Source organism: Haloparvum alkalitolerans, assembly GCF_050122995.1.
GTDB classification, from domain to species: domain Archaea; phylum Halobacteriota; class Halobacteria; order Halobacteriales; family Haloferacaceae; genus Haloparvum; species Haloparvum alkalitolerans.
The window spans coordinates 1-14,247 of sequence record NZ_JBNLIA010000008.1 but is presented as its reverse complement, the minus strand read 5'-3'; the positions used below and the strand labels follow the sequence as shown (position 1 = coordinate 14,247).

The 14,247-nt window shown below is 68.7% G+C and carries 12 protein-coding genes and 1 tRNA gene; 3 read left to right on the top strand and 10 right to left on the bottom strand.

All coding sequences use genetic code 11. From position 1 onward, the window contains the following. Nucleotides 1–186 precede the first annotated feature (186 nt). A complete protein-coding gene (locus tag ACQE3L_RS09355; protein ID WP_426963504.1) occupies nt 187–981 on the bottom strand; it encodes a molybdopterin synthase in 795 nt (264 codons plus the stop codon). Nucleotides 982–1,135: 154 nt separating this feature from the next. On the opposite strand from ACQE3L_RS09355, the gene ACQE3L_RS09350 reads away from it, so the two are divergent. After that, nucleotides 1,136–2,752, top strand: a complete 1,617-nt coding sequence (locus tag ACQE3L_RS09350; protein ID WP_426963503.1) for a long-chain-fatty-acid--CoA ligase — start codon at nt 1,136–1,138, stop codon at nt 2,750–2,752. Between the two features lie 50 nt (nt 2,753–2,802). Here ACQE3L_RS09350 and ACQE3L_RS09345 read toward each other — a convergent pair. The 6 genes from ACQE3L_RS09345 to ACQE3L_RS09320 form a co-directional block, all read right to left on the bottom strand. Beyond that, nucleotides 2,803–2,875: transfer RNA gene (locus ACQE3L_RS09345), tRNA-Gln, on the bottom strand. 48 nt (nt 2,876–2,923) lie between these two features. After that, on the bottom strand, nt 2,924–3,361 hold the full coding sequence (locus tag ACQE3L_RS09340; RefSeq protein WP_426963502.1) for a metal-dependent transcriptional regulator: 438 nt from the start codon (nt 3,359–3,361) through the stop codon (nt 2,924–2,926). Nucleotides 3,362–3,421: 60 nt separating this feature from the next. After that, nucleotides 3,422–3,907 (bottom strand): ferritin family protein, encoded by a 486-nt coding sequence (locus ACQE3L_RS09335; protein WP_426963500.1) that lies wholly within the window; start codon nt 3,905–3,907, stop codon nt 3,422–3,424. Between the two features lie 128 nt (nt 3,908–4,035). Then, on the bottom strand, nt 4,036–5,244 hold the full coding sequence (gene sufD, locus ACQE3L_RS09330) for a Fe-S cluster assembly protein SufD (RefSeq protein WP_426963499.1): 1,209 nt from the start codon (nt 5,242–5,244) through the stop codon (nt 4,036–4,038). Next, a complete protein-coding gene (sufB, locus tag ACQE3L_RS09325; protein ID WP_426963498.1) occupies nt 5,244–6,671 on the bottom strand; it encodes a Fe-S cluster assembly protein SufB in 1,428 nt (475 codons plus the stop codon). The genes sufD and sufB overlap by 1 nt, the downstream gene beginning before the upstream one ends. 53 nt (nt 6,672–6,724) lie before the next feature. Next, nucleotides 6,725–7,645, bottom strand: a complete 921-nt coding sequence (locus ACQE3L_RS09320; RefSeq protein WP_426963497.1) for an ABC transporter ATP-binding protein — start codon at nt 7,643–7,645, stop codon at nt 6,725–6,727. A 356-nt stretch (nt 7,646–8,001) separates the two neighbouring features. On the opposite strand from ACQE3L_RS09320, the gene ACQE3L_RS09315 reads away from it, so the two are divergent. Beyond that, nucleotides 8,002–9,417, top strand: coding sequence for a sodium-dependent transporter (locus ACQE3L_RS09315; protein ID WP_426963496.1), 1,416 nt, complete (start codon nt 8,002–8,004; stop codon nt 9,415–9,417). 52 nt (nt 9,418–9,469) lie between these two features. On the opposite strand, the gene ACQE3L_RS09310 is transcribed toward ACQE3L_RS09315, so the two are convergent. Further along, a complete protein-coding gene (locus ACQE3L_RS09310) occupies nt 9,470–9,871 on the bottom strand; it encodes a DUF7975 family protein (RefSeq protein WP_426963495.1) in 402 nt (133 codons plus the stop codon). A gap of 191 nt (nt 9,872–10,062) precedes the next feature. Here ACQE3L_RS09310 and deoC point away from each other — a divergent pair, with 191 nt between their 5' ends. Continuing rightward, nucleotides 10,063–10,704, top strand: a complete 642-nt coding sequence (gene deoC / locus ACQE3L_RS09305; RefSeq protein ID WP_426963494.1) for a deoxyribose-phosphate aldolase — start codon at nt 10,063–10,065, stop codon at nt 10,702–10,704. 41 nt (nt 10,705–10,745) lie between these two features. Here deoC and ACQE3L_RS09300 read toward each other — a convergent pair whose 3' ends face one another. Together ACQE3L_RS09300 and ACQE3L_RS09295 are read right to left on the bottom strand one after the other, a co-directional pair. After that, a complete protein-coding gene (locus ACQE3L_RS09300; RefSeq protein ID WP_426963493.1) occupies nt 10,746–11,285 on the bottom strand; it encodes a universal stress protein in 540 nt (179 codons plus the stop codon). Between the two features lie 57 nt (nt 11,286–11,342). Next, the gene (locus ACQE3L_RS09295) at nt 11,343–13,694 is read right to left on the bottom strand and encodes an amino acid permease (RefSeq protein WP_426963492.1); all 2,352 of its coding nucleotides are present in this window, start codon (nt 13,692–13,694) and stop codon (nt 11,343–11,345) included. Between the last annotated feature and the right edge of the window lie 553 nt (nt 13,695–14,247).

Below are 14,247 nucleotides of genomic sequence, written 5' to 3'. Positions count from 1 at the left end.
AGGTGAAGGGACCTTTCACGACTCTTTTAGAACCCTCAAGAACATTCATGCGTCTTTTTGAGACGGTTAGAACGTATCGAGAACCTCCGCGGATTGGCGGCCAAATTCTCCGAGAAGACCCACCATTTCCGGAAATTTTCTCCCCATGATCGCCTGGGAGACCGGGCGCGCGGCGGCGGTCGAGGGTCACTCCTGCCGGTGGACCCAGAACTGTTCCGCCTCCGTGGTCTCCTTTTTGAAGATGGGGACGGTGTCCTTCAGGCGGTCGATCCCGTCCTCGACCGCGCGGAACGCCTCCTCGCGGTGGCCCGCGAGCACGACGACGAAGACGATGTCTTCCCCGTCTTCGATGACGCCGGTCCGGTGGTGCATCAGCACGCGAAAGACGCCGTCGCGGTCCTCGAGGTCGGCCGCGATGGCGGCCATGCGCTCGGCGGCGACGCCCTCGTACTTCTCGAAGGCGAGGTGCGTCGTCCGGTCGTCGTCGGGGTCCTCTCTCCCCCGTACGCGCCCCGTGAACGTGGCGACCGCGCCCGAGAACTCCGCGTCCGGATGGGCGGTCGCGCGCTCGACGAGCGCCTCCAGCGTGATCCACGGTTCGGCATCCTCGAGCGTCGCGATGAGCGCCTCCAGGTCGACGTCGGCGACCGCGTCCGGCGTCGCCACCACGTCACCGGGCACGCCCGTGGGGTCGCGGTCGTCGCCGATCAGGACCGTCGGCACGCGGAGCCGCGAGAAACCGGTCGCGAGCAGGTAGTCGTGGTCCGGCGCGAATCGGTCGAGCACGTCGGTGAAGTCCGACTCGGTGCCGGTCGCGGTCCACGTCCCGTCGGGGGCGAGCGAGGCCCTCGTCGCGCTCGACGACCGTCCGTCCGCCTCGACGGCCGCGTGCTCGACGACGGCGATCCGGCCCTCGAGTCGCGCCGCGAGCGCGTCGACGAGCGTCGCGGCATCCGGCCCCAGCACGGAGAGGGGTTGCATGGTGAAAGCCGAGGGGGCCACGGGCTTAGGGTTTTCCGACGCCGTCCGCGAGACCGGCGGGGACGGCGGCTCTCCCGCGGCCACGCCACGGCCCGCGGACGCCGCCCTTGCGCCGAGCACAATCGCTATTAATCATGAAGGATACGGACGGACGATGCACAAGCCACTGCTCGTGACCGACTTCCTCGACCGGGCGCGGCGCCACTACGCGGACGAGGAGGCGGTGCTGGCGACGGACGGGACGCGGTACACCTACGAGGAACTGGCCGAGCGCGCCGACAGGTTCGCGGCCGCGCTCCAGGCGCGCGGCGTCGAGAAAGGCGACCGCGTCGCGGTGTTGGACCCGAACACGCATTACCACCTCGAAGCCGCCTACGGGATCATGGAGACCGGCGCGGTCCACACCCCCCTGAACTACCGGCTGACCCCCGACGACTACGCGTACATCCTCGCTGACGCGGGCGTCACGGCCGTGTACGCGGACCACGAGTACGCGGGGAAGGTGCAGGCGGTCCGCGAGGAGGTGCCTGTGGAGACGTTCATTACGGACGACCCGGACGCGGTCGAGGGGGAGTGGGAGGACGCCGAGGCGGTGCTGGCCGAGGCGGACCCCGACGCCGCCGAGCGCCCGGAGATGCACGAAGACGAGGTGATCACGATCAACTACACCTCCGGTACCACCGGCGACCCGAAGGGCGTCTGTCGGACCCACCGCGCGGAGACGCTCCACGCGTACCTGATCAGCGTCCACCAGGAGATCGCCGACGACGACGTCTACCTGTGGACGCTCCCGATGTTCCACGTCAACGGCTGGGGCCACATCTACGCGATCACGGGGGCGGGCGCCCGACACGTCTGCGCCCGGGGCGTCGACGCCGGCGAGGTGTTCGACCGGATTCGCGAGGAGGACGTCTCCTACTTCTGTGCCGCGCCGACCGTCCTCAACTCGCTGGGCGAGTACCACGACGAACACGGCGGGGCGACGACCGGCGCCAACGACGTGCGCGTCGCGACCGCGGGCGCGGCCCCGCCCGAGGCGACGATCCGCACCATCGAGGAGGAGTTCGGCTGGTACCTCAAACACGTCTACGGCGCCACCGAGACCGGCCCCCTGATCACAACCTCGGACGCTCGCCGCCACTTCGCCGACGACTCCGAGGACCGCTTCGCGGTGAAGAAGACGCAGGGGATCGGCTACCTCGGCACCGAGATCCGGGTCGTCGACGAGGACGGCGACGACGTGCCCCCCGACGGCTCCACGGTCGGCGAGGTCGTCGTCCGCGGCAACCAGGTGATGGACCGCTACTGGAACAAGCCCGAGGCCACCGAAGAGGCGTTCTCGGAGCGCGCGGAGGACTACTACCACATGGGCGACCTGGCGGTCGTCGACGAGGACGGCTTCATCTCGATCCAGGACCGCAAGAAGGACATCATCATCTCCGGCGGCGAGAACATCTCCTCCATCGAGCTGGAGGACGCCGTCTTCGAACACCCCGCGGTCGCGGACGTCGCCGTCATCCCCGCGCCGAGCGACAAGTGGGGCGAGACCCCAAAAGCGTTCGTCGTCCCCGACTCCGGCGACTCGAACGACCCCGGCGTCTCCGCCGAGGACCTCCGCGCGTTCGTGAAGGAGCGCGTGGCGAACTACAAGACGCCGGGCGAGGTGGAGTTCGTCGAGTCCCTCCCCACGACCGCGACCGGCAAGGTCCAGAAGTACGAGCTCCGCGAGCGTGAGTGGGCCGAGGAGGACCGGATGGTGGGCGAGGGGTAGGCGAAGGGTAAGCGCGACTTCGCGGTCGGAATTTATGTACGAAATATAAGTAGTCTCGGGCGGATTCGAACCGCCGTCATGGGCTCCAAAGGCCCATATGATTGGCCACTACACCACGAGACTGGGCATCAATTTCTAAACGGCGGTCCTACCAAACGGTTGCGGTTTCGGTCAGTCCGACGCCGTCCCCTCAAAGGCCGCCTCCAGACACGCACAGGCGTCGGCCTCCGCGTCGAAGCAGTCGGGACACTCGGGCTCGCGGTCGATGATCGTGTCGAGGCGGTCGGCAACGGTGTCGTCGATGACGGCCTCCAGCTCGCCCGCCTCCTCGCGGAACTCCTCGACGCCGAGGACGTTCGCGAGGAAGCGCTCGATGATGCAGTAGGTCTGGAGCGCGTCGCGGGCGCGGACGATGCCGTCGTCGGTGAGCGTCACCCCCTTGTACTTCTCGTGGTCGGCGAGCCCCCGCTCCTCGAGTTTGCCGATCATCTCGTTGGCGCTCGCCGGACTCACGTCGACCGCGTCCGCTATCGCGCCGGTCGAGGCCGGGCCGTCCGCCTGTTTCTGGATGAGGTAGATCGCCTTGAGGTACTGGTCTGCGGTGTTCACGTGTCGCCTCCCGTCGTCGCCCGCCGGTCGATAGCCGATTCCCCGCCCGTCGACATCATGTTACCGGTCCTCCATGATCCGCGCGACCTCCTCGACGCCCGCGGCCTCGTCGGCGCGGATCGCCCGGAGCACGTCGAGGACCGCCTCGCGGTCGACGGACAGCTCCGCCTCGGTGTCCTCGACCGCCTCGATGAGGTCGTCGTAGAACTTGTAGGCCGTCTCCTCGTTACAGAGCTGGTCGTAGAGGACGCCGTCGAAGTCGTCGGGCTGCGTGCGGCCGTACCGGGCCTCGACGAGCGTCTCGATCTCTTCGAAGGGGACGCTCTCGACGTCGAGGTCGGCGATGAGGTCCTCCAGCCGCTCGCGGTGCTCGGCGGACTCGGTGGCCGCCTCCTCGAGCAGCTCCTCGATCTCGGCGTCCAGCTCCTCGTCGAGGCTCCGATAGTGGTGATACGCCCGCGCCTCGACGACCTCCTCCAGCACGATGCCGATCTGGAGGAGGCGCGCGAGCTGGTCGTCGGAGGTGATCCGGCTGCCGACGCTCATCGGCGGCGGTCACCTCGGGTCGTTGCTCCCGGTCGCATACACGTGCGTCGGGGCGACGCCGACTTAAGGGGTTCCCTCGGCGGTGGGGCGGCGTTAAAAAGTCGAGAGCGAACGGCGGGCGGGGACGTTCAGCGCAGGCGCTCGGCGACGAGCGCTTCGAGGTCCTCGCGGAACTCGTCGACCGCGATCTCCTCGAGGACGGGGACGAAGAAGCCCTCCACGAGCATGTTGCGCGCGGTGATCGGGTCGATGGAGCGGCTCTCCATGTAGAAGAGGTCCTCCGCGTCGACCTGCCCCACCGTGGCCGAGTGGGAGGCCTCGGTGTCGTGGTTGTGGATGATGAGCTTCGGCGACGCGTCCGCCTCGGCGTCGTCCGAGAGCATCAGCGTGTTCTCGCGCTGGTAGGAGGAGGTGTTCCACGCGTCCTCCCCCACGTCCTGGACGCCCTCGTAGACGGAGCGCGCCTCGTCGTCGAGGACGCCGCGCGTCACGAGGTCCGCGGTCGTGTTCTCGGCCTGGTGCCAGACGCGGGCGTTGATGTCGAAGTGCTGGTCCTCGTGGCCGAAGAACGCGCCGACGATCTGGCTCTCGGAGCCGTCGCCGTTGAGGTCGGTCTCGATGTCCGACCGCGTCAGCCGGGAGCCGAGGTTGCCCTCGATCCAGTTGACGGTGGCGTAGGTGTCGGCGTCGCCGCGCTTGAGCGCGTACGTGTACGTCTCCTCGTCGAGGTTCTGGAGCGACCCGAACTGCACGTGGGAGTTCTCGCCGGCCGCGACCTCCACGAGGTTCGAGAAGTAGCGCTCGCCCTCGACGGCGTCGCCCGTCTCGATCCCCTCGAGGATCGTGACCGAGGACGACTCCTCGGTGACGACGAGCGTCTGGCTGAACAGCGAGCGGGAGTTCATCTCCGCGCGGACGGTCACGTCCTCGGCGTCGACGCCCTCCGGGACGTAGACGAACGTGCCGGTCGTGAACAGCGCGACCGACAGCGCCGTGAGGTAGTTCTCCTGCGGGTCCAGTACGGAGCCGAAGTTCGCCTCGATCAGGTCGCCGTACTCCTCGAGCGCCTCCGTGAACGGGAGGACGACCGCGTCGGTGTCCTCGGAGCGCTCGGTCGTGTCCGCCTGGTTGAGCGGGTCGACCAGCGACTCGAAGTCGAGCGACTCCAGGTCGGTCCAGCGGTTGCCCGGCGTCTGGATGACGTCCGGGAGGTCCAGATCGTCGAGCGCCGACAGCGCCGCGAGGCGCGTCTCCAGGAGCCACTCGGGCTCGTCCCGCTCCTCGGCGATGCGCTCGACCGTCTCGGCCGAGATGCTGGCGGGTACCTGCACGGACATTATCCCAGGCTCCCCTCCATCTCCAGCTCGACGAGCCGGTTCAGCTCGACGGCGTACTCGATGGGCAGCTCCTCCGTGATCGGCTCGATGAACCCGGAGACGATCATCTGCTTGGCGTCGTCGTCGTCCAGTCCGCGCGACTGGAGGTAGAAGATGTCCTCGTCGCCGATCTTCCCGACGGTCGCCTCGTGGGCGACGTCGACCTTCGACTCGTTGATCTCCATGTACGGCATGGTGTCGGAGGTCGACTCGTTGTCGAACATCAGCGCGTCACACTCGACGGCGGTCGAGGAGTCCTCGGCGCCGTCCGCGATGTGGACGAGGCCGCGGTAGTTGGTGCGGCCGCCGTCCTTCGCGATGGACTTCGACTCGATGGTCGACTTCGTCTCGGGCGCGTTGTGGTACACCTTCGCGCCGGTGTCGATGTCCTGTCCCTCGCCGGCCATGGCGATGGTGATGTGGTTGTCGGAGGCGCCGCGGCCCTTCAGGATCGTGGAGGGGTACAGCATGGTGGCCTTCGAGCCCATCGAGCCCGAGATCCACTCCATGCGGCCGTTCTCCTCGACGATGGCGCGCTTCGTGTTGAGGTTGTACGTGTTCTTCGACCAGTTCTGCACGGTCGAGTACTGGACGTGCGCGTCCTCGCCGACGAACACCTCGACGCCGCCGGAGTGGAGGTTGAACGCCGAGTACTTCGGCGCCGAGCAGCCCTCGATGTAGTGCATCTCGGAGCCCTCCTCGGCGATGATGAGCGTGTGCTCGAACTGGCCCATCCCCTCGGAGTTCATCCGGAAGTACGCCTGGACCGGCATGTTGACCGTGACGTCCTCGGGGACGTACACGAACGAGCCGCCGGACCAGATGGCGCCGTGGAGCGCCGCGAACTTGTTGTCGCTCGGGGGGACGCACTTCGTCATGAAGTGCTCCTTGACGATCTCCTCGTGCTCCTGGACCGCCTTGTCCATGTCACAGAAGATGACGCCCTTCTCCTCCCACTGCTCCTGCATGTTCTGGTAGACGATCTCCGACTCGTACTGCGCGCCGACGCCGGAGAGCGCCTTCTTCTCGGCCTCGGGGATGCCGAGCTTGTCGAAGGTGTCCTGGATCTCCTCGGGGAGGTCCTCCCAGTTGTCCGCGCCGCCGCGCGTCTCGATGTCGGGGCGGATGTACGGAATGATCTCGTCGATGTCGACCTCGGAGAGGTCCGGCTGGCCGGGCCAGTCGGTCGGCATCGGCATCGCCTTGAACTGTTCGAGCGCGCGGAGGCGCCGCTCGAGCATCCACTCCGGCTCGTCCTTGTCCTCGGAGATGAGCCGAATGGTCTCCTCGGTGAGGCCCTTCTCCGTCTGGAACGCCGACTTCTGCTCCTTCTTGAACTCGAAGCGAGCCTCGGTGTCGGTCTCTTTGATGTGGTCTTCGGAACTCATTGTGTGTTGATTACGTTCGCGTGGACATTATACTGGTGTGTAATCACGAGTAGTTACGCCGCCTCGTAGACTTCCTCGCGGACCCAGTCGTAGCCCTTGTCCTCGAGCTGCTCAGCGAGCTCGGCGTCGCCGCTCTTGACGACCTCGCCGTCCAGCATGATGTGGACGTGGTCGGGCTCGACGTAGTCCAGGATGCGCTGGTAGTGGGTGATCTGGAGGACGCCCGTGCCCTGCTCGTCGCGGAGCGCGTTGATCCCCTTCGCCACGTCCTGCAGGCGGTCGATGTCCAGCCCGGAGTCGATCTCGTCGAGCACGGCGACGGCCGGCTCTAACATCGCGGCCTGCAGCACCTCGTTCTGCTTCTTCTCGCCGCCGGAGAAGCCGGCGTTGAGGTACCGCTGCATGAACTTCTCGTCCATGTCGAGCAGCTCCATCTTCTCGGAGAGCAGCTGCTGGAACTCCGCGACGCCGATCTCGCCCTCGTCCGTGGGGCCCTCCATTGGTGAGGAGTCGTAGCCGGCGTCCTCGTCCTCGTCGGCGTCGGCCTCCGGCTCCTCGTCCTCGAAGAGCTCCTCGCGCTCCTCGTGTTTGGCGTTGATCGCCTGCCGGAGGAAGTTCGTCATCGTGACGCCCTCGATCTCCGCGGGGTACTGGAAGCCGAGGAAGATGCCGAGCGCGGCGCGCTCGTTGGGCTCCAGCTCGAGGAGGTTCCAGGTGTAGTCCTCCTCGTCGATGTCCTCGTCGATGTCGGCCACGTCCGCCTCGTCGAGGTGGAGGAGGATCTCGCCGTCGGTCACCTCGTAGGCCGGATGGCCCGCGATGACCTTCGCGGTCGTCGACTTGCCCGAGCCGTTCGGGCCCATCAGCGCGTGGATCTCGCCGGATTCGACCCGAAGGTCAACACCGCGCAGGATCCGTTCGCCGTCCTCCTCAGCCACTCGTGCGTGGAGATCGTTGATTTCGAGAGTTGCCATGTGTAGTCTCGTGCCTCGTGTGTGTAGAGTGGGGACTGCCGAGGTTAATGGTTACGCATTCACCCCTGCAAATCCCCCGAATCTGGAAAATAATTTTCCGAATCAGAAAGGGCGACGGGTACCCCCGACTAGCGACCACACGGTGTCGGGGGTAGTCGAGATCCGACCGCAACGGGCGCTGGTCGACCGATACAGAAATCTGACTGACATAAACGACGATCCAACACCGTCTCGCCGCGATCGGCGATAGATTCGAGAACATATCGGCCGCAAACCGACTCAAAAACGTAGGTGCCGCGGAGTTGAGGGATCGTCAGGTAGTTACGCTTTTGAGTGCGGATCCGCTGTGACGGGTAATGACACGCGAAACGTGGGCGACGCGAGTCGGCTTCATCCTCGCGGCGGTGGGCAGCGCCGTGGGGCTCGGAAACGTCTGGCGGTTCCCCTGGATGACCGCCGAGAACGGCGGGAGCGCGTTTCTGGCGGTGTATCTCGGCGTCGTGCTCCTCGTCGGCGTCCCCGGCCTCCTCGCGGAGTTCGTGATCGGACGGCGCGCGAACCGGAACCCCGTGGGCGCGCTCCGGGACCTCTCCGGGTCGCGGGCGTGGGGCGCCGCGGGCGGGATCGCGGTGCTCGCCGCGACGGTGCTGCTCTCCTTTTACAGCGTCGTGGGCGGGTGGATCCTCCGGTACTTCCTCGAGAGCCTCGCGGGGCTGGCGGGCGCGGCACCGTACGCGGCCGAACCGGGCGCGCACTTCGCGGCGATCTCCTACGGTCCGTCCGCGGTCGCGTTCCACCTCGCGTTCCTCGCGATCACGGGCGTCGTCGTCGCCGCGGGCGTCCGGCGCGGCATCGAGGTCGCGACGAAGGTGATGATGCCCGCGATCGTCGTCCTGCTGGTCGCACTGGCGGCGTGGGCCGGCACGCAGGAGGGCGCCGCCGCCGGGTTCGCGTTCCTGCTCGGGTTCGACCTCGGGACGCTCCGCACGAACGCGCTCGACCTCCTGCTGCCGGCCGCGGGGCAGGCGCTGTTCACGCTCTCGGTCGGGGCGGGGACGATGCTCGTCTACGCCTCCTACGTCGGGGAGGACCGGTCGCTCGCGGTCGACGCGACGACCATCGCCGCGCTCAACACCGCCGTCGGCGTGCTGGCGGGGCTGGTCGTCTTCCCGCTCCTGTTCGCGCTGGAGGTCGACCCCGGCACGGGCGGCCCCGGCGCCCTGTTCGTGAGCCTCGCGGGCGCGTTCACCGCGCTCCCGTTCGGCACACTCGTCGCCGCCGCGTTCTTCGGCGTGGTGCTTCTGGCGGCACTCTCCTCGTCGATCAGCATCCTCGAGATCCCGGTCGCGTTCCTCGTCGACGAGTTCGAGGTCCCGCGGAAGCGCGCGGTCGCCGGCACCGGCGCGCTGATCGCCGTCACGGGCACGGCGAACGCGCTTCGCCCCGCGCTGTTCGAGTTCGTCGCCGGGCCGGTGGTCGACAACCTGCTCGCGCTCGGGCTCCTCGCGTTCCTGCTGTTCGCCGGATGGACGCTCGGCGACGAGGCGGTCGCGGAGTTGCGCGCGGGCGCGGGACCGATCGCCGCGGCGCTGGCGGTGCCGTGGCGCTACCTGATCGGGACGCTGCTGCCGGTTTTCCTCGCGTTCACGCTGCTGAACGCGCTCGGTGCGGGGCGCGTCGTCGGCGACTGGGGCGTCGTCGGAGTCGCCGTGGCCGCGGTCGCGGTCGCGGCCGCGATGCTCTCTCGCGCGCGGACGCGGTCGGCGGTCTGACCCCGCGGTCGGAGGAGCGGCGGTCCGACGCCGCGTTCAAAAAAGAGCCGGCTCAGACCGCGGTGACCCACGCGCGGTAGTCCGACTCCAGTTCGTACACCTCGCGGAACGCGCGCTCCGCGAAGTCCGCGATCCGGTTCGCGTCCGATCGCGCCGAGACCACCGCGTTCGTCCCCTCCGCCTCCTCCGGGCTCTCCAGTTCCTCGATGCGGAACTCCGGGTACTCCCCCAGCAGATCCTTCAACCGCTCCAGTTCGGCGTCGGTGCAGTCCATCACGACTTCCGTGCCCGCCACCTGTATCCACGGGGGAAACTCCCCGTCGGTCTCCGTGGTGTCGCTGTCGGGGTCGACGTCGATCGTCGTCACCGGACTGGACCGCTTTCTGTGTGCGGTCACGGCCTCCGCGTAGAGCTTTCGCCGCTCCGCCTCCTCGGCGGCGTCGAATCGGGTCATGGGCGTCAGTTGAACGGGACGGGGTAAAAAGCGGCCGACGCGGACCCGCCGCAACCGGGCCGGCGCGGAACCCGCCGTAGCCGGGCCGGCGCGAAACCCGCCGTGACCGGACCGGTACGAGCGCGGCCGACCGCGGGGCGTCGACGCGCCGGCCCCGCACCGCTTTTGAGGCGGGCCCGCGACTGCCGGGTATGAACCGCGCGGAGTTCGCCGCCAGCATCGACCACACCGTCCTCGGCCCCGAGACGACCTGGGGCGACGTGTGCACCGTCCTCGACGAGGCCGCCGCCCACGGGATGAACGCCTGCATCCCGCCCTGTTACGTCGCGGAGGCCGCCGCGGATCCGGCCTACGACGACGTGACGCTCGCGACCGTGGTGGGGTTTCCACACGGCCAACACAGCACCGAGTCGAAACACGACGAGGCGGTCAACGCGTGGGACGACGGCGCCGACGAGATCGACCTCGTGATCAACGTCGGTCGGTTGAAGGCCGGCGAGGACGACGCCGTCGCCGCCGACCTCGCGGAGGTCGTCGCCGCGGTCCCGGTTCCGGTGAAGGTGATCATCGAGACCGCCCTGTTGACCGACGAGGAGAAGCACCGCGCCTGCGAGGCCGCCGTCGAGGCCGACGCCGACATGGTCAAGACCTCGACCGGCTTCGCGGACGGCGGCGCCGCGGTCGCGGACGTGGAGCTGATGAGCGAGTACCTCCCCGTCAAGGCCTCCGGCGGCGTCGGCTCCTACGAGGCGGCGATGGCGATGCTGGAGGCGGGCGCCGAGCGGATCGGCGCCTCCTCCGGCGTCGAGATCGTCGACGGATACCCGGAGTAGCGTCGTGACGACCCGCCGGTCATGACGGCCCGCCGACGCGGCTACAGCGTCCCCGCGCCGTCTCCCGAGACGACGACCACCGGACAGTCGGCGCGGTCGGCCACCGTGGCGGTCGTCGAACCGAGAACGAACCGCTCGACCCGACCCCGCGTGGAGGACCCGAGCACGACCGCGTCGTAGTAGGACGACTGCTCGACGATGGCGGACGCCGGCGTCCCCTCGTCGACCAGCCAGCGGTCGACGCGCTCGAACTCGCCCAGCCGCCCGGCCGCGTCGTCGAGCAGCGCCTCGCCGTCGACGCCGTCGGCCGCGACGTGGAACAGTTCGAGCCACGCGTCCGTCTCCTCGGCCAGCGCCCGTGCGAGGTCGACGGTCGCGACCGCGTGCGGGCCGCTGCCGACCGCGACGAGGATCGAGGAGATGCGTTCGGGTGGCTCGGCGTCCGCCGGACACCTGACCTCGACCGACGCGACCGAGGGGAGCCCGCTCGCGAGACCGCCCGCGTCCGCGAGCGGGTCGACAGCCACCGGTTCCCCCGGGAGCCGTTCCTCGTCGCCCCCGCCGGCGTCCTCGGCGTTCATGGACTCGGGTTCCCCGCTATCCGTGAAAAGTACGGGGGTTCGCGCGCCGCGCGGGGATCAGTCGGCGTCCGCGTGGTCGTCTCCCGGCGCGGTATCGCTCGCCTCGTCCGCATCGGCCGGGTCGTCGCCGTCCCAGTCGGTCGCCTTCGATCGGGCGCCGGAGCCGAACAGCCGGTCTCGGAGGCCGCGGTCGTGGCGCTTCTCGGCCAGCAGCACGGAGCACTCCACGTCGTCGAGCACGCTCAACACGAGCGAGCCGCGGACCAGCCGCGAGAGCAGGCCCTTCTCGGTCGCACCGATGACGAGCATCGTGGCCTCGGCCGCGGCCTCCTCGATGCGCCGTTCCACGTCGCCGGACTCGACGCGCGTCGCGGCGTCGGCGAGCCCGTGGTCGGCGGCCCACTCCGTGAGGAACCGCTCGCCGGCGTCGCGGTCGTCCGCGACGTGCAGCAGGGTCACCTCGGAGCCGAACTCCGCGCGAAGCATGCGGGCGACGGCCGCCGAGAGGTCGGAGTCCGGACCGCCCGCGGTCGGCACCAGGATCCGCGAGGGGTCGAAGCCGCGGTCCTTGAACACGAGGAAGTCGCACGGCAGCGAGTGCGCCAGCTCGTCGATGGCCGACTCCGCGCGGCCGGGCGAACCGTGGGCGTCCGGCCCCCAGCCCATCACTGTCATGTCCGCGCCGAACCGGCGGGCGGCGTCGAACACCTCCTCGAAGGTGCGGTGTGAGAGCACGACGTGCGTCTCCACGTCCACGCCGAACGTCTCGGCGTCGGCTTTCGCGCTCTCGAGCAGGTCGTGGGCCGCGTCGTGGGCGCCGCGCTCGCGGGCCGCCTCGAGCGACGTCTGGTCCGGGACGTTGGCGATGTTCACCGCGACCACGGTGCCGTCGTTCTGGTTGGCGATCGCGGCCGCAAGCGAGATGAGGTGCTCCTCCGTCTTGGGGTTCGACAGCGGCACCATCACGCGGTAGCCGGTCGCGTCCGGCTGGACGCTGGTGGCCGCGGAGACGGCGGCGTCGGGAAGCTCCTCGGAGCGGTCGAGCACCCAGTCGGCCAGCACGCCGGCGTGTTCGACGCTCCGGCGCGCGTACAGCAGGTACCACAGCGCGGCGAACGCGACGAGCCCCGCGGACAGCAAGATGACCAGCGGCTCGATGTAGGCGATCAGCGCGAACGAGGAGATCGTCCCGATCAGCGGGACGATCGGATACAGCGGCACCTCGAAGTCGGGGTCGTACCCCTCCGGCTCCGCCTCGCGCATCACGATGAGCGCGATGTTGAGCAGGCCGTAGACGATGAGGTGAAGCACCGACCCCGCGGTCGCGAGCAGTTCGAGCCCGCCCGCGAGCAGGAACAGGATGATCAGGCCGCCGGTCAGCGCGATGGACTTGTACGGGGTCCCGAAGCGGGGATGGATCTCGTTGAGTTTCGGCGTGACGATCTTGTCACGGCCCATCGCGAAGTTGATCCGCGAGGAGGAGAGGATCGAGGCGTTCGCGGAGGAGGCGGTCGCCAACAGCCCCCCGATCAGCAGCAGCGAGGCCCCGACGGCCCCGAGCGAGTACCCGAGGAGCTCGTACTGACCGAACAGCAGCCGCGCGGCCTCGACGACCGCGGTGTCGTTGTTCGCCACCAGCTCGTTGGGGACCGCCGCGAGCAGGACCAGGAGGAACAGCGCGTAGACGACGGTGACGATGACGACGGAGCCGATGACCGCACGCGGGAGGTTCCGCCCGGGGTCCTGGATCTCCTCGGCGACCGAGGTGATCTGGACGAACCCCAGGTACGAGACGAAGACGACCGCGGTGACGGGGAGGACCTCGGCGGTCGCCCCCGGGGGTGCGATCGGCCGCAGCGAGTCGAGGTCCGCGTTGAACAGTCCGACGACGGTGAACAGGCCGAGGATCGCCAGCAGGAGGAGGACGATGGCGTTCTGGAGCCCGCCGGTCTCCTTGGCGCCGAAGTAGTTGACCCCGATGAAAAGCAGCGCGCCGAACAGGCCGATCACCTGCGCGGCCTCCAGGGAGACCGGACCGAGCGAGACGGGGCCGAGCCCGACGAGCGTGTTGACGTACTCGCCGAACCCGTACATGTAGAACGCGGAGGCGAACGCCAGCCCGAGCCAGTTGGCCCAGCCGGTTATCGACCCGAACAGCGGTCCGAGCGCCCGGTTGACGTAGAAGTACGCGCCGCCGGACTTCGGCATCGCGGTGCCGAGTTCCGAGGCCGACAGCGCGGTGAACAGCGCGATGACGCCGCCGATGACGAAGGTGGCGGCCGCGAGCGGGCCGGCCCGCGCGACCGCGGTTCCGGGCAGCACGAAGATACCGGCGCCGATCATCGTCCCGATGCCGATAGTGAGGGCCGCGAGCGGACCGAGGTCCTTGGCGAGTTCCTCGTCGGTCACGCGTGGAAAGCCCCCCGTAGAGAGCGGAGATGCGACCGGAGCGGAGCGCTCCGAGCGCGTGCAGTTCGGCGACCCCCAGGGTCCGGACCCGGGCGTCGGAGAAGACGATTCATACCGGCACCTCGTGCGCGAGCCGCTTAGTTGGTTCCGTTTGCGGCGAGGGCGGCATCGAGGGGCGCCTCTCGCTACCGTGATGGGTCGCCGCCTCGTGAACAGCGGAGCGGCCGTCGATCCGACCGATGCTCCCGGGACCTGCAGCGACGACACGACCGATACTGATCGGAGCACCGAGAAAGTTTTGTTTTTCTGTCAGGCTGTGCTTCTGTAACTGCTGTTGAGCCTGCTGCTCTAGACAGTAACGTCTAGAAAGCCCCAGCCGGCTCGACCGCGCCGGGTTCCGGCAGACGGTCCGGGCTGCCTGCAGTAGCGGGCTGCCGGGCTGCGACTGCCGTCGTCCCGCTCGTTCCTCGCGGGACCCTCGCTGCGCTCCTCGCTCTCCGCTTGGCGAGACAACCCGCGTCTCGCTAGCCTCCAGCGTGCGGTAGCGCGCTGG

What these genes read in the sequence shown, in the direction of transcription:
- sufB (WP_426963498.1), bottom strand. Translation starts at nt 6,671, where the DNA reads ATGAGTTCCGAAGACCACATCAAAGAGACCGACACCGAGGCTCGCTTC.
- ACQE3L_RS09310 (WP_426963495.1), bottom strand. Translation starts at nt 9,871, where the DNA reads ATGACCCGATTCGACGCCGCCGAGGAGGCGGAGCGGCGAAAGCTCTAC.
- ACQE3L_RS09335 (WP_426963500.1), bottom strand. Translation starts at nt 3,907, where the DNA reads ATGAGCGTCGGCAGCCGGATCACCTCCGACGACCAGCTCGCGCGCCTC.
- sufD (WP_426963499.1), bottom strand. Translation starts at nt 5,244, where the DNA reads ATGTCCGTGCAGGTACCCGCCAGCATCTCGGCCGAGACGGTCGAGCGC.
- ACQE3L_RS09320 (WP_426963497.1), bottom strand. Translation starts at nt 7,645, where the DNA reads ATGGCAACTCTCGAAATCAACGATCTCCACGCACGAGTGGCTGAGGAG.
- deoC (WP_426963494.1), top strand. Translation starts at nt 10,063, where the DNA reads ATGAACCGCGCGGAGTTCGCCGCCAGCATCGACCACACCGTCCTCGGC.
- ACQE3L_RS09355 (WP_426963504.1), bottom strand. Translation starts at nt 981, where the DNA reads ATGCAACCCCTCTCCGTGCTGGGGCCGGATGCCGCGACGCTCGTCGAC.
- ACQE3L_RS09350 (WP_426963503.1), top strand. Translation starts at nt 1,136, where the DNA reads ATGCACAAGCCACTGCTCGTGACCGACTTCCTCGACCGGGCGCGGCGC.
- ACQE3L_RS09300 (WP_426963493.1), bottom strand. Translation starts at nt 11,285, where the DNA reads ATGAACGCCGAGGACGCCGGCGGGGGCGACGAGGAACGGCTCCCGGGG.
- ACQE3L_RS09315 (WP_426963496.1), top strand. Translation starts at nt 8,002, where the DNA reads ATGACACGCGAAACGTGGGCGACGCGAGTCGGCTTCATCCTCGCGGCG.